This is a genomic window from Vibrio sp. 10N.261.46.A3, from assembly GCF_041472995.1.
Taxonomy (GTDB): Bacteria; Pseudomonadota; Gammaproteobacteria; order Enterobacterales; family Vibrionaceae; genus Vibrio; species Vibrio coralliirubri.
Map to the genome: position 1 here is coordinate 101,020 of NZ_JBFRRH010000039.1, position 13,945 is coordinate 114,964.

Here is a 13,945-nt window from a genome sequence, read left to right on the forward strand (position 1 = left end):
TCATATTCGATGAGAAATGACCAAGCCCCCGAAACAGAAAAGCGATAGCCGAGGCTATCGCTTTTTTCATGGGGGCTTATCAGGATCTTTATATCGAGATTAGTATCGTTTTAAGATCTCGATGATCGCTTGCTCAGTTTCCGCTGCGATGATGGCATCAATGTCATCATCATTTTGGAACAACTCTGATAGCGCCATAATCGTATGGATGTGGCTATCTGAGTCCATCGCCGCCAGAGTAATCGAAAGGTAAACGTCACCGTTGTCTTCTGACTCTAAATCAACACCCTTCTTGAATACCGTTACTTGCAGTGATGCTTCGTTCACACCATCTTCAGGGCGAGCATGAGGCATCGCAATCTTTGGTGCTAGAACATAGTACGCGCCAATGTCCTTATGCTTTTGCTTGATAGCTTCAACATAGCTTGCTTCAATTTTGTTGCTTGCTAGCAGTGTTGAACAAGTCACATCAATTGCTGCATCAACCGTTAGGTTTTCTTCTGAGTTGATGATAACGCCTTGGTTACCAATTAAATCGAATAGGCTCATGAAACAATCCACCCTAGAATCAGACCAACTACACCGAAGTCGAAGTCAGCAAATGTTGTTGCTTCAAGACCAAGACCACCTAGAACTGGAAGCAGCAGCATTGGTAGGAAAGAGATACATAGGCCTTGTGTGAATGAGCCTAGAACCGCACCACGTAGACCGCCAGTTGCGTTACCGTAAACGCCCGCTGCACCACCTACGAAGAAGTGAGGAACAACGCCCGCTACAATGATTGTCCAGCCAAGTGCGCCTTGAACTGCCATTGCTAGTAGACCAGCAGCAAAAGAACAAAGGAAACCGATAAGTACCGCGTTTGGCGCTACAGGGAATACCATTGGGCAGTCTAGAGCAGGTTTCGCACCCGGTACTAGCTTGTCAGAGATACCTTTAAATGCAGGAACGATTTCAGCAATCAGCATCTTCACACCTTGTAGTACGATGTACACGCCGCCGGCAAACACAAGAGACTGCATGAAGGTGAACACTACCCAGTTTTGACCATTTGAAACGGTTTCAACAAAGTCACCGCCAGCAACAATAGAAGCAAACATGAAGAAGATTGCCATTGTTGTTGCTACTGCTACAGGTGTATCACGCAGGAACATTAAGCTCTTAGGTACGTTGATGTCTTCTGTTGATTTTGAAGTGTCACCAAACTTGCTACCAATGTAACCCGATACTAAGTATGAGAACGTTGAGAAGTGACCCATCGCTAGCTGATCAGTACCCATCACTTTCTCTGTGTATTTTTGAGCAAGTGCAGGCATGATAACCATCAGTGAACCCACAATGATCGAGCCGATTGCAACTAGAGCAGTGCCTTCAATGTTAGCTGTAGACAGGATTACCGCTACCAGCATAGACATGAACATTGTGTGGTGACCCGTTAAGAAAATATATTTTAGAGGAGTAATACGAGCCAATAAAATATTCACAACGAATGCGAAGAACATAATTAGAGCCATTTCATAACCGAATGCTTCTTGTGCTAATGCAACAATTGCTTCGTTATTTGGAATAACACCACTTACGCCGAATGCTTCAGTAAATACAACTGAGAAGTTATTTAGTGCGCCAACAAGAGCGCCAGCACCAAAACCTAAAATTAGGAAACCCATTACGGTTTTAATTGTGCCTTTTAGAATGGTAGAAACATCTGCTTTTTGTGCAACTAGGCCAATAAAAGCAATTAAACCTACCATGATCGCCGGCTCTTTTAATAAGCCGAGCATGAACTCGAAAAAGTTTTGCATAATTTTGACCTTACATGAAAGTTTTTAGTTGTTCTTCAATTGATGCTTTGTCAAAAATATTTTTAAGGCTGATGATGTTCTCTTTACCAGCGTCTTTTAGTTGGTTTGCAACGTCTGTTGCTGCAACCCAAATATCCGCATTGCTTGATGCTGCAGATGATAGATCTTCGTGATCAACTTCTGCTTCGAAACCGATTTTTTTAGCGACTTCTTTTACTGCCATTTCCATCATTAGAGAAGTACCAAGGCCGTTACCGCAAACTACAAGAATCTTTTTCATAATATTTGTCTCAATTGGATTTTAGGGGTTGAGAAACTTCGTTCTCTTATTGTGTGAGAGCATAGTAATGGAAATATTCAGATTTCAATAAGATCTACATCACAAAGCCAAAATGAGATTGTGATGTAGATCTCGTTAATTTGTAGTAAAGATCCAGAGTGAGACTTTGATCAAATTTAACTTTTCACTCGAATATGCAACGTATTTTATTGAGAAAGGCGGGCTTAATTAATTTTTATATCAGAATATAAATCTATAGAGGCTTTATTGTAGAAAATAGAGAATTAATCGTATCGACCGTAGTCAGTAAGCATTTTCTTAAGCATGCTATTAACGTCTTTGGTCTTTTTATTTCTTTTAGTCAGTTGGCTAAGAGAGGTTGGTTTTGGTGAGGCAACATTTTCACTGTCGACTTCTTCAGTTTTATCTTTCATTTTCTGTACGGCAGGCAATAACATTCTAATTTCTTCGTTATTGGCATTGGTCAGGACGACAATATTTTCAGATTCAACTTGAGTAATGGTTAATATCCCGTGTTTAACCGATTCAACCTTTTCACCAATCATAATTGATTCAGGCGCAACAGAACGATCGGTGAGTTGACCTGTACGTAATTTCGCCGCACTAATAGCGCGGATATTTCCGGTATTTTCAAACGCGACAATAACAGTATAGGTATTATAATATTCAACTACTGTCACATAGCCGTGTCTATTTGTTTTGAATCTAGCTCCATTGTTCATGTCGTGCGGAGCTTCCATTTTCTTCACGTGTTTCCTCTCTTAGTCTCAATGGCTGTTATATCTAATCAGCTCTATTGGTATTTTATAGATAATTATTTGGTGAGATCACACAAAGTATATACGCATCTAAACTTAAGATGAATCTTGAAGTCTCGGGAAATGAGGCAGAGCACAGAAAAGTAGTAAGAATCACACAGAATTAACCGAGTGATTACGCTCACACACTTAAAGACTTAACATTACAAATTCAACTCCCTACAGATTGTTTACAGTTTTGAAGCACGAAAATGACGACAAACAATACATTTTGGCTAATCCTTGACCGCGCGATCGTTTGCGTTAAAAAATGTGATGAAAGTCTCACTTAACTGTTTATACTTCTTTTCCGGTTTTAAGCCGGTGCTTAGCCAATACAAGCCGTCACATGGATATGTGAATGACCCCACGGACCGGACCAGCTACGTTCCACTGCTTGTATAAGGTGATTTTTTACATGAACAACTCGTTGTTACATTCGCTAACCCTGTTAGCTCCTTCATCGCGTAGCGTTTTGCTTGCGGTTCTTTGTCCTGTTCCTTTGATGTCATTTGCTTGGCTCATGTTCACTCTTTAAGGATTACTAGGACACATTATGAATATTCTATTTGGTTTTGTCGGTGTTCTTGCACTGATTGCTTGCGCGTACCTGCTATCTGAAAGTCGTTCTTCAATTAACTGGAAAACGGTCTCTCGTGCACTATTACTTCAAATCGGATTTGCAGCCTTAGTATTGTATTTCCCATGGGGACAATTGGCGCTAACAAGCCTAAGTAATGGTGTTTCTAGCCTGCTTGGTTTTGCAGACGTTGGTATCGCATTCCTTTTCGGTGACCTTGCTACTGAAGGCTTCATTTTCGCGGTTCGCGTGCTTCCAATCATTATCTTCTTCAGTGCTTTGATTTCTGCGCTTTATTACTTAGGCGTTATGCAAAAAGTGATTCAAATCTTGGGCGGAGCGGTGCAAAAACTGCTGGGTACAAGTAAAGCTGAATCTCTGGTTGCGACAGGTAATATCTTCCTTTCTCAGGGTGAGTCTCCTCTTCTAATTCGTCCCTTTTTAAAGTCTATGACTCGTTCGGAACTGTTTGCTGTAATGGCCGGTGGTATGGCGTCGGTAGCGGGTAGTGTACTTGGTGGTTATGCTGGCCTCGGTGTTGAGCTTAAATACCTTATCGCTGCAAGCTTTATGGCGGCTCCGGGCAGTCTGTTAATGGCGAAGATCATCGTTCCTGAGCGCAGCACACCAAGTGATTACGACCATATCGAACTAGATAAAGCAGACCAAAGCAACGTGATTGATGCATTGGCAAGCGGCGCGATGAACGGTATGAAGGTTGCGGTAGCGGTTGGTACTATGTTGGTTGCCTTCGTGAGTGTGATTGCGATGGTCAACACTGGCCTAGAAAGCCTAGGTGAAACGTTCGGTTTTGCGGGTATTACGCTGCAAGCTATCTTCGGTTACCTGTTCTCGCCTCTTGCATGGCTAATCGGTATCCCAAGTGATGAAGTATTGATGGCAGGTTCTTACATCGGTCAGAAGATCGTTATGAACGAGTTTGTTGCTTTCATCGACTTCGTTGAGAACAAAGCGCTACTATCTGAACACAGCCAAGTAATCGTGACTTTTGCTCTGTGTGGCTTTGCTAACATTGGTTCTATCGCAATTCAGTTAGGTTCAATCGGTGTTATGGCACCAGAGCGCCGTGCTGAAGTTGCAAACTTAGGTTTGAAGGCTGTAGCTGCTGGTACGCTAGCAAACCTAATGAGTGCATGCTTAGCGGGTATTTTCATCCTGCTTTAAGCTAGATTCAGTTAAAGCGGACACTTTGCTTACGGAGTTAACGTAAGAAGGGTGTCCGCTTTTTTGTGCCTGCTAATCAAGCGAACTTAGGTTTTCGTTGTCGAGTGCCATTTGCCTGTCGTGACTAAAAGCTCACTCGGAAGAGTAATAGAGCCAGTTCCTTTTATCCGATATACTTGAATATCATCAGGTTGCGATTAATAGTATTCGGCTTCGATTAAGAACATTCGATTTCGATTGAGAATATTCGGTTCCGACTAAGCATATCCGCTTTCGACTAGGAACAATGGCAACCAAGCTAAATTAATCAAGGGTCTCTCCATGAACATTCGCGTTCTCATCGGTCTTATTGTTACCTTCATTGGCTTGTTTGCGATGGTTTACCTAATTGCTGGCGGCGCTCAGTTTCCTATCTACCAGTGGCCAAAAGAGGCTTATCTCGGTTTGGTGTTCAGCGTCGTGTGGGGGGCTGGTGTCGCAGCGTCTGTAGCGTATTTCTTCTCGGCATTGGTATTTGTCACTGTCGCCGTGGTTTGCTATGCGATCGGTTATAAAATCGGTGGGCTCTTTTCAAGCAAGTCAGAAGCGTAAAGCTGAAGTTTAAACGTACGCTTTTTGTATTTTCTTTTGGGGTTAACGTTCGCCTTAACCCTCTCTTAACCCCCAGCTCGTTATCTTGTCTCCATTCTTACAGGAGACAAGAAGATGAAATTGAATCTTCCTTTAAAACATTCCCTTATTTCACTTGCTCTAATCGGATTGATGGGTTGCACGACAACCAGTCAGGCCGACTATGTTTCACTCGCTGAGCAAAGCACTAATCAGACACAACAAAGCTTACTCGCAGAGCTGATTCAACAGGCTTCTAGTGATCAAGCGTCGACTCAACAAGATCTAGACGCTGAAAACCTACAACTGACCGATTTAGTGAATGCACCGGAGCTCGATCTCTATATCGAGCGCGCTCTGCAGAACAGCCCAAGCCTCCAACAAAGCATTACAGCACTCAAAATAGCTTATGCGCAGCAAGGTGTAACTTCAGGTGATCGCTTACCAACCGTCGATGCGAGCTTTTCTGGTCAAGCTGACGAAGGCACTAACGGCTCAAGCACTACTGAAACCTACACCACTGATGTCACGGTTGGTTGGGAGCTCGATCTATGGCAGAAGCTTGCAGACACAAACAACGCCGCTTTGAAAGACATTGCGACGTCTCAGGCTAACCTTCAGGGCGCTCAAGATCTTTTGGTCGCGAGTGTGATGAGAGGTTGGCTTGATATCAGTTTGAAGCAACAGCTTGTTGATATTGAAACGCAGCGTTTGGTGATTCTAGAAAACAATGAAGAACTTGTTTTAGAACGTTATCGAGCAGGGCTAGGTAGCCTTGAAGATCTAGATAATGCAAAAACCAGCAGCGCATCGACTCAAGCAACCTTAGCTGATTACCGTGAGCAGCTTGCACAAAGTCGACGTGAGTTGGTTTTGTTAACAGGGCAATGGAGTGGGGAGTCTGATGAGCTATCGCTTGCTGAGCTCGGTTCATTCCCAACCATCATTAATCCGCTAGAAAACATGCCGACACAAGATCTAGCAGGTCGTCCCGATCTTCAAGCCGCTTTCTTTAATATCGAAGCAGAAACATTGCGTGCTGACGCGGCGTACAAAGCGATGCTGCCATCTATCAGCTTATCTGCCAGCCTAACCGATATGGCGGATTCTCCGAGCGAAGCTCTGCTTACCGGGCCTTTGTGGAGTGCGCTTGGCCAAGTGTCAGCACCACTGTTTCAAGGTGGCAAGCTAAAAGCACAGGCAGAAATTGCTGACCTAACCACAGAAACCAGCTACTGGGCTTACCAAGAGACACTGCTCAATGCGGTGAATGAAGTGGAAAATGCGATGGGGCAAGAGTCCTCATTAACGCTTCAACAGCAACACCTAACGAACGCCTTGGTAAGCGCACAACGCAGCTTCACCAGCTATGAAGAGAAATACCGTCAGGGTTTGGTCGACATTTTTGATCTACTTACTGTTCAGCAGCAAACCTATGACCTTGAAGCGCAGTTAACACAAACCATTTATAACCGTCTCGTAAACCGAATTGATTTAGGCCTAGCTCTGGGCTTGGGAGTATCTTCATGAAACTGAACACCATCACAATTGCAATCACCTTAGTTGCTGGTTCAAGCATTTTTGCTGCCCTTGCTTACAACGGTTCACAAGTGGCTCCTACTCCTCAAAAGACGAATGAACTAACGGTTTCAGAGCCTAAAGCTACGCCTATTCAAACCAAGTCTATTGATACGACGACTTTGCCTGCTTCACAACAACAGCAAGTCTCTGTGGTACTTGCCACTCTCGGTGACTACCAAGCAGAAGTGGTGGGGTACGGAGAAGCGAAGTCGCGTTACGAGCTGATGTTTTCGACGGAAGTTGGTGGTCGAGTAGAGACAATCAGCTCGCAGTTTGAAACAGGGCAAGTGATTGGCCAAGGTGAAGTGATCGCTAATATCGATTCGACCAGTTACCAACAAGCGGTAACCCAAGCGAAGGCGAATGTTGCTCAAGCTCAACTGGATTTGTTGGAAGAGCAGAGACAAGGCGAACAAGCTAAGTCTGAATGGCAACGCTCTGGTTTGTCTGGTGAGCCGGATTCACCTTTAGTATTACGCGAACCACAACTGGCACAAGTAACAGCAGCCTTGGAGAACGCCAAGCTTGAATTGGTGAAGGCTGAGCAAGACCTCGAAAAAACAACCTTGGTTGCCCCTTTTGATTCGTTGGTCGTGAGCCGTGATGTTCAACCGGGAAGCTACGCACAAACGGGCGCTCAGATAGCCACGTTATACAGCGTTGATGAGGTTGAGGTCTCTGTTCCCCTTTCTGAAAGCCAATGGTTGAGTTTGCCAAGCAGCGATAACACACAATTGAAAGAGCAGCCGTGGCCAGTGACGCTATCGAGTTCTGATGGTCAATTCCAATGGCAAGGTTATGTGGAGCGAGTAGAGCAGCACTTACAACAAGACACGCGTCAGCGCTCATTGATCGTGAAAGTCGATAATCCTTTGGAGCAAGAGAAGGATCTTTATCCAGGAACGTTCGTACAAGCGACGATCTCGGGTAAGCAGTTAACTCAATTGTGGGAGCTTCCGGCTTCTGCACTTTCGCAACAAGGTGACCTGTGGTTTGTGGATGATAGCGGTCAACTTTCGAAATCAAACGCGAATGTTGAATTTGAAAAGGGTGGTTTGATTTACATCGATCCTACCAAATTGAGCCTGGAAATTGGTGACAGTGTACAAGTGGTTAAGCGTCCGTTAAGCAGCTTTAAAGCGGGCATGGTCGTTCTGGCTAAGGCGGAGGGTTAGTCATGTCTCATGAGTTGAAACCGAATAACCAAGCGGACAGTAACCAGAAGTCAACTAAACCACATACTGGCGCAATCGCATGGTTCGCGAATAACTCTGTAGCGGCGAATTTGTTGTTAGTGGGCGTGATCATCATCGGTCTTTTATCGCTTAACACGTTACGTAAAGAAGCATTTCCGAGCCTAGAACCCGATGTGGTAACTGTATCTGTAACCTATGACAGTGGTGACCCTGTTCAGGCGGAAGAAGGCCTAGCGATTAAGATTGAAGATGCGTTAGAAACCGTGCCGGGCATTAAGCGTATTACGTCAACGTCTGATGCGAATGGTAGCCATGTTTCGATTGAAAAAACGAGCACTTACGATCTTGATACCCTATTAGCCGACGTAAAAACCAAGGTAGATGCGATCAATAACCTGCCTTCTGGCGCTGATAATCCTGTGATTGATAAAGCTCGCATGCAAGATCATGCCTTATGGGTACAGCTTTATGGGGATGCGGACAGAGCAACGCTGCAGAGCTTAGCCGAGCAATTGAAATCAGATCTACTGAGCCAGTCATCCATTCGTGATTTGGAAATCAAAGCCAAAGCCGATCCTATGATCTCGGTTGAGGTTGATGAGAACAAGCTACAGGCTTACGGCTTAACTCTGACTGACGTTTCTGAAGCGATCAATGCGGAATCTTCTGCGGCTATCTCGACTAGCCTTCGCAATGGCGAAAAAACGGTTCGTTTGAAGGTTTCTGAACAGGCGTATGAGATCCAAGATTTCAACGCGATTCCGGTGATGACGACGACTGACGGTACGCAAATTACCTTGGGCGACATTGCCAATGTAGAAGACATGTTCGCCGACGACACTTTCATGCTGTCTCGCTATAACCAACAGAATGCGATGGCAATTCAGATCGTGATGGATGAATACGGAGACGTCGTCAGCATTGTTGAGCAAGCAGAGAAAGTGGTAGAGCGCTGGGAGAACAGCAACATGCTGCCGAGCGATGTAGAAATCGAAACTTGGTACGACAAAAGTACCATGATCAAAGACCGCTTAAGCCTATTGATGAAGAACGCGCTCACCGGTATCGCTTTGGTGTTCATGGTGTTAGCGGTATTCCTAAACGTACGTGTCGCTTTCTGGGTAGCAGCTGGCTTACCGTTTGTCTTTTTTGGCACCATGTTCTTCATGACAGATACCTTCATGGGGTTAACCATCAATGAAATGACCACCTTTGGTTTTATTATGGCGCTCGGGATAGTGGTCGATGATGCGGTGGTGGTTGGGGAAAGTATCTATTCCACGCGCAAAGAAGAAGGCGATTCGATAGGCAGTACTATTCGAGGCACCATGAAGGTGGCATCACCAACTATATTTGGTGTGTTAACGACGGTTGTTGCCTTCTTAGCGTTAGCGAATGTTGACGGTAAAATGGGGCAAATTTACGCTCAATTCGGCACGGTCGTGACTATCTGTTTGTTGCTGTCTTTGGTTGAGTCTAAGTTCATTCTGCCATCGCACCTTGCACACATTAATACCAAGCGCAGTGAGAAGAAGGGATTGTGGGCACGCGTTCAACATGCTGCCGATACTGGGCTAGGTTGGTTTAATAAGCGTATCTACTGCCCCGCAATTGAATGGGCGCTGAAACTACGTTATGCGGTAGTGATGGTTTTCTTGTCATTGCTTATTTTAGTTGCTGGGTTACCAATGAAGGGTGCGGTTCGTGTAGCGTTCTTCCCTGATATGCCGGGCGATACAGTAACTGCCGATATGTCGATGCAAAACGACGCGAGCTTTGGTCAAACACAACAAAACTTGTTGGTGCTTGAAGCGGCGGCAACCCAAACGGATGAAACTCTGAGAGCCCAATACGGTGCTCAAGATAAAGCGTCTAAGCTGTTGAGTCTTCAAGTTATCGCGGATGCCGATGATTCTGGCCAAGTGAAAATTGAATTGGACAGCGACAGTGTCTACACATCGAACGAGTTTGCTGATGCTTGGCAAGAAACTGTGGGCCAGATGGAAGGGGTTAAGAAGCTCAAGATCTTGTCTAAAATGGAGATGGTCGACAACTTCAAAGTTGAATTGAAAGCGTGGAACGAAGAATCAGTGACTGCGGCGGGCAATGAATTCTTAACCAAGCTGCAAGCGATTGAAGGTGTGAGTGGTATTGACCATAACTTGGATCTTGGTGAGCCTCAGTATCGTTTCGAATTAACACAACAAGGCCGTGCGTTAGGTTTCGATACGGCAAGCCTTTCGCAACAAGTATTACAGGCGTTTGGTGGTGATATCGTTCAGCAATTCCAGCGTGGTAAGGATGAGGTAAAAGTTCGAGTTCGTTACCCAGAATCGGATCGCCAAACCATTGCGGATATCAAGCAAGCGAGCGTGAGAACCAACGACGGTACCGTGGTGCCTTTGAGCACTGTTGCTGAAGTATATTCTGATTACCAAGTATCAGAGATCACACGTATTGATAGCCAACGAGCGGTGTACATCAGTGCAGTATTAGATAAAGACGTGGTTGCACCTGCTGAGCTTGTTCATCAGTTGCAAGATACATTAGTGCCTGATCTAGAGGCGCAATATCCGGGGTTAACGGTCGACTTTGCTGGCGAAACGGAAGAGCAAGAAGAGACAGCTAGTTCAATGATGAGTATGTTCATACTTGCCATGATAGCGATTTATACGCTGCTTGCTATCCCGCTGAAGTCTTACATTCAACCAGTGATCATCATGACAGCGATTCCATTTGGTATTGTTGGGGCAATCCTAGGACACTGGTGGAATGACTTAACAATCAGTATCCTATCGTTAAACGGTATTCTCGCGTTGAGTGGTGTGGTGGTGAACGACAGCTTGTTGTTGGTATCTCGTTTTAACGAACTAATCAAAGAGCAGGGCAAGTCGGTTCACGATGCGATTGTTGAAGCGTGTTCTGGTCGACTAAGAGCGGTATTACTTACATCGGTCACGACGTTTGCAGGTTTGACGCCACTATTAAGTGAAACGTCTTTGCAGGCTCAGTTCCTGATCCCTGCGGCAGCGGCGCTAGGCTACGGTATTTTGTTTGCGACGTTTATTACGCTGATTCTGACACCTGCATTGTTAATGATTCAGTGTGAGATTAAGTCTCTGATTCTTAAAGTCACAAATCGAGTCAAAGGCGTTGAACAAACGGCTTAACAATGGCTAAGCTAATGATGATATCTAGGCTGATAAATATCGAGATATCATCAGCTGCATCGGTCTAGGTTCGTTACCGAACAAGATATTAAAGATCACTACAAAGCTACACTACAACTAACAATAGAGGTCGTCATGATGGCAGAATCCGTCACTAATAAACTCACAGATAAGCTTCAATTGCTTTTGGTTGAAGACGACCTTGATTTAGCCACTGCGGTTATTGATTACCTCGATTTAGAAGATATCCAGTGCGATCATGCAGCGAATGGTTTAGCTGGGCTCAATCTAATTGAAACTAATCGCTATGATGCGGTAATTCTCGATCTCAATTTACCTAAAATGAACGGCTTGCAGGTGTGTGAGAACCTCAGAGCGCAGGGTATTGATACACCCGTTTTGATGCTTACTGCACGTGATACGCTTGATGATAAGCTGACAGGCTTTTCAAAAGGGGCCGATGATTACCTCGTGAAACCTTTTGCAATGGAAGAGTTGATTGTTCGAGTACAAGTGTTGGCGAAGCGACGCAGTGGTCAGGTTCGTCGCTTGTCGGTAAGCGATTTGGAAATCGATCTCAAACAGCATCAAGCCTATCGCGATAATTCTCCCCTAAAACTTTCACCTACAGCTCTGAAAATATTAGAAATCCTGATGCGCTCTAGCCCTAACCCTGTTTCTCGCGAGACCATCATGCAGGGCGTGTGGGGCGACGATCAACCAGACAGTAACAGCTTGAAAGTGCATATCTTCAATCTGCGTAAACAAGTGGATGCGGACCAAGACAATAAGCTGCTGCATACCATTGCGGGGAAAGGGTTTGCGATTAAGGAGTTACGACAAGCATGAAGATCAGACCAAGCCTAAGGATCTACGTTTTATTGGCGATTCTGGTTACAGGTGTCACGACGATTCTGGTTCTTTCTGCGTTGAGCGTAAACTATTTTGTCTCTGGGATGGATATCGCGATGCGTGGCTCTATGATTGCCCAAGCGCAACAAGATGCGGTGAAGGCGGGCAAGCCTATGACCAATCAAGAATTTACGGTGGCGACCCAATGGAGCGACTTGCCACAAAGTATTCAGAACAACCTTGACCAGAACGAACTGCAATTCAACCGCATGACCAAAATAATCATTGGTAAATCTATATTCTCACCTCCCGAGAAAGGCTATTTCGCCATGAAGGTGATGAAAGGTAATGAAGTTCGTTATGTTTCTGCGGTGTTTGCTCAAAAACATGACCCTTTCATTAATGATGAAGGGCTTCCGCACTTTATCACGATTTTTTTGACCGCACTGGGTGCGATTGTATTGTTTTTCGTTATATTGGTTTTGGTGTTACGTAAGGTGGCATCGCCTGTTGAGCAGCTAAAGAACTGGGCCAAATCGCTAGATAAAGATAACCTCAATGAACCGACACCTGATTTTCACTTCAGTGAACTGAACACCTTGGCTAACATCATTCGTGATAGTTTGAGTTCGGTTCAAAACAGCTTAGAACGAGAGCAGAAATTTTTGGGTTACGCGAGCCACGAATTACGTACTCCTATTGCGGTCACAAGAACAAATAGTGAATTGCTAGAGAAGTTGATTCAAAAGGGAAAGAGCCCAGAAAAGCAGCTTGAAGTGATAGACCGAATCAAGCGCGCGGGTTTCACCATGACAGACCTGACAGAAACCTTGTTGTGGCTTACTCGACAACAAGACAAAGATCTGCCTCTAGAAAACATACATCTCGGCGAACTGCTGCAACAAATAAACCACGATTTAAGCTATCTATTGAATGGCAAAGCCGTGGCTGTGAATCTTGAAAGCGACGACACACAATGTCAGTTGCCAGTCGGACTCACTCGCATCGTGCTGACCAATTTGATTCGCAATGCTTTCCAACACACAGGAAGCGGTACCGTGGGCATCGTTCAGGTAGGCTCGAAAGTCACCATTGTTAATCACAACACTGACGGCACTATAGAAGACAATCATTTGGGCTTTGGTCTAGGGTTAGAGCTCACCGAAAAGCTGCTCGCGCAATATCAATGGCAATACCATAACCAAGAGCTGGCTGGTGGTCGTGAAGTGTGGGTGGATTTCTCGTAATGCACTGGCTCGATCGTTGGAAGGTGTATCGCTATCACCGAAAGCAGACTAACCGCTCGAATGGCGACAAGGCTAAAGCTTTAGGTTGGACTAGCGAAGAGAGCCAATTGTGTCGCTTTGAAGTAATCGCTCGTGCGGCGGACTTCGAAAAGAAGAGTGTTTTAGATTTGGGGTGCGGCTATGGCGAGCTGTTTGAGCTGCTCGACAGTATCTATCGTATTCAATCTTACACTGGCGTAGACCAACACGCAGGCTTTCTAAAGAAGGCGAAGCAAAACTACACAGAAGATCGTTGTCAGTTTTTGTCGGGTGATATGAGCAAAATGAGCTTTGAGGTGCACGACATTGTCATCGCCAGTGGTTCACTGAACTACATCTCTCGTGATTCTGATTATCTGACAAACATGATTACTCGCATGTATGAATTGGCGAATCAGACGGTGATTTTTAATCTTCTCGACTCAAGCCAATATCCTTCACGTAATACCTTGATGAGTTATCACCCTCAGGGCGTGTATCGCTTCTGTAAAACGCTTTGTGAGGATGTTTCTTTAATAGAAGGTTACGCAGAAGGGGATTTTACGATAGTGATGAACAAAGTCTGCCTCTGAACTCAAACCTAAGC

The 13,945-nt window shown here is 44.9% G+C and carries 12 protein-coding genes; 8 read left to right on the plus strand and 4 right to left on the minus strand.

The features are described from left to right. Positions 1-99: 99 nt before the first annotated feature. From AB4484_RS11350 to AB4484_RS11365, 4 genes are all read right to left on the minus strand, one after another. Positions 100-549, minus strand: coding sequence for a PTS sugar transporter subunit IIA (locus AB4484_RS11350; protein WP_017070990.1), 450 nt, complete (start codon positions 547-549; stop codon positions 100-102). Next, complete coding sequence (locus AB4484_RS11355; protein WP_372078158.1) at positions 546-1,802, minus strand: PTS ascorbate transporter subunit IIC; 1,257 nt, start codon at positions 1,800-1,802, stop codon at positions 546-548. Before AB4484_RS11355 ends, AB4484_RS11350 begins: the two co-directional genes overlap by 4 nt. A gap of 10 nt (positions 1,803-1,812) precedes the next feature. After that, entirely contained in the window at positions 1,813-2,082 is a 270-nt protein-coding gene (locus AB4484_RS11360) for a PTS sugar transporter subunit IIB (protein ID WP_017064872.1), read from the minus strand. Between the two features lie 284 nt (positions 2,083-2,366). Further along, positions 2,367-2,843, minus strand: coding sequence for a hypothetical protein (locus AB4484_RS11365; protein WP_048609093.1), 477 nt, complete (start codon positions 2,841-2,843; stop codon positions 2,367-2,369). A gap of 613 nt (positions 2,844-3,456) precedes the next feature. Here AB4484_RS11365 and AB4484_RS11370 point away from each other — a divergent pair. From AB4484_RS11370 to AB4484_RS11405, 8 genes are all read left to right on the plus strand, one after another. Further along, on the plus strand, positions 3,457-4,665 hold the full coding sequence (locus AB4484_RS11370) for a NupC/NupG family nucleoside CNT transporter (RefSeq protein ID WP_017060598.1): 1,209 nt from the start codon (positions 3,457-3,459) through the stop codon (positions 4,663-4,665). Between the two features lie 321 nt (positions 4,666-4,986). Next, entirely contained in the window at positions 4,987-5,256 is a 270-nt protein-coding gene (locus AB4484_RS11375) for a hypothetical protein (protein WP_017060599.1), read from the plus strand. A gap of 114 nt (positions 5,257-5,370) precedes the next feature. After that, positions 5,371-6,804, plus strand: coding sequence for a TolC family protein (locus tag AB4484_RS11380; RefSeq protein ID WP_048608962.1), 1,434 nt, complete (start codon positions 5,371-5,373; stop codon positions 6,802-6,804). Further along, complete coding sequence (locus AB4484_RS11385; RefSeq protein WP_372078160.1) at positions 6,801-8,030, plus strand: efflux RND transporter periplasmic adaptor subunit; 1,230 nt, start codon at positions 6,801-6,803, stop codon at positions 8,028-8,030. Before AB4484_RS11380 ends, AB4484_RS11385 begins: the two co-directional genes overlap by 4 nt. A 2-nt stretch (positions 8,031-8,032) precedes the next feature. Continuing rightward, positions 8,033-11,221: an efflux RND transporter permease subunit gene (locus AB4484_RS11390; RefSeq protein ID WP_372078162.1), complete on the plus strand. Its 3,189-nt coding sequence runs from the start codon at positions 8,033-8,035 to the stop codon at positions 11,219-11,221. Positions 11,222-11,359: 138 nt separating this feature from the next. Next, entirely contained in the window at positions 11,360-12,070 is a 711-nt protein-coding gene (locus AB4484_RS11395; RefSeq protein WP_248383960.1) for a response regulator transcription factor, read from the plus strand. Then, entirely contained in the window at positions 12,067-13,320 is a 1,254-nt protein-coding gene (locus AB4484_RS11400) for a sensor histidine kinase (protein WP_372078164.1), read from the plus strand. Before AB4484_RS11395 ends, AB4484_RS11400 begins: the two co-directional genes overlap by 4 nt. Next, entirely contained in the window at positions 13,320-13,931 is a 612-nt protein-coding gene (locus AB4484_RS11405) for a class I SAM-dependent methyltransferase (protein WP_372078166.1), read from the plus strand. Before AB4484_RS11400 ends, AB4484_RS11405 begins: the two co-directional genes overlap by 1 nt. Positions 13,932-13,945 lie beyond the last annotated feature (14 nt).